Annotated in this window: 1 rRNA gene and 1 pseudogene; one reads left to right on the forward strand and one right to left on the reverse strand. The window is 67.7% G+C overall.

Going from position 1 to position 1,373, the window contains the following annotated elements:
• Positions 1-233: ribosomal RNA gene (locus tag H0524_RS10875) — 23S ribosomal RNA — on the forward strand; the annotation flags it as partial.
• A gap of 244 nt (positions 234-477) precedes the next feature.
• Here H0524_RS10875 and H0524_RS10880 read toward each other — a convergent pair.
• A pseudogene (locus H0524_RS10880) lies at positions 478-1,373 on the reverse strand (hypothetical protein); the annotation flags it as partial.

Consider the following 1,373-nt stretch of genomic DNA (forward strand, 5'->3'; position numbering starts at 1 on the left):
ACGGACGAACCTCTGGTGTGCCAGTTGTCCCGCCAGGGGCACGGCTGGTTAGCTACGTTCGGAAGGGATAACCGCTGAAAGCATCTAAGCGGGAAGCCTGCTTCAAGATGAGGTATCCCATCCACCTTTGGTGGGGTAAGGCCCCCAGCTAGACGACTGGGTTGATAGGCCGGAAATGTAAGCTCGGTAACGGGTTCAGTTGACCGGTACTAATAGGCCGAGGACTTGACTACTAAGCTGCNNCCGAACCCGGAAGCTAAGCCCTCCAGCGCCGATGGTACTGCACTCGGGAGGGTGTGGGAGAGTAGGACACCGCCGGGCAAAACTTCAGTTGAGGGCCGACCCCATCAGGGTCGGCCCTCACTGCGTGCCGCCACCACCGGCCTAATCAGGAAGGATAAACCTGTGAACTCAGGACCGCACGGCGGCGACCGCTCCCGTCGACACGAAGACCGACCAGCTGGTCGTGACGGTGCGTCACGTCGTGACGGCCGTCCCTCCTACCGGGATGACCGAGCCGCTGAACGCGGCGGCGAACGTGGTTACCGCGGTGGTGACCGCCGTGAGGGCGGCTTCCGCGGTGGCGCCCGCGATGGTGAGCGCCGTGAGGGCGGCTACCGCGGTGGTGACCGTCGCGAGGGTGGCTACCGCGATGGTGAGCGCCGTGGTGGTGAGCGCCGTGAGGGCGGCTACCGCGGTGGTGACCGGGATGGCTTCCGCGGTGGTGACCGTCGCGAGGGTGGCTACCGCGATGGTGAGCGTCGTGGTGGTGAGCGCCGTGAGGGCGGTTACCGCGGTGGTGACCGGGATGGCTTCCGCGGTGGTGACCGTCGCGAGGGTGGCTACCGCGATGGTGAGCGTCGTGGTGGTGACCGTCGTGAGGGTGGCTTCCGTGGTGGCGCCCGCGATGGTGAGCGTCGTGAGGGTGGCTTCCGTGGTGGCGCCCGCGATGGTGAGCGTCGTGAGGGCGGTTACCGGGGTGGTGACCGGGATGGCTTCCGTGGTGGTGACCGTCGTGAGGGTGGCTACCGCGGTGGTGACCGCCGTGAGGGCGGTTACCGCGGTGGTGACCGGGATGGCTACCGAGGCGGTGAGCGCCGTGAGGGTGGCTACCGGGGTGGTGACCGGGATGGCTTCCGTGGCGGTGAGCGCCGTGAGGGTGGCTACCGGGGTGGTGACCGGGATGGCTACCGAGGCGGTGAGCGCCGTGAGGGTGGCTTCCGTGGTGGCGCCCGCGATGGTGACCGTCGCGAGGGTGGCTACCGCGATGGTGAGCGTCGTGGTGGTGAGCGCCGTGAGGGCGGTTACCGGGGTGGTGACCGGGATGGCTTCCGTGGTGGTGAGCGTCGTGAGGGCGGTTACCGGGGTGGTGA

Origin of the sequence: Salinispora sp. H7-4 (assembly GCF_013416675.1) — a bacterium.
In the GTDB taxonomy this organism is placed as follows: domain Bacteria; phylum Actinomycetota; class Actinomycetes; order Mycobacteriales; family Micromonosporaceae; genus Micromonospora; species Micromonospora vitiensis.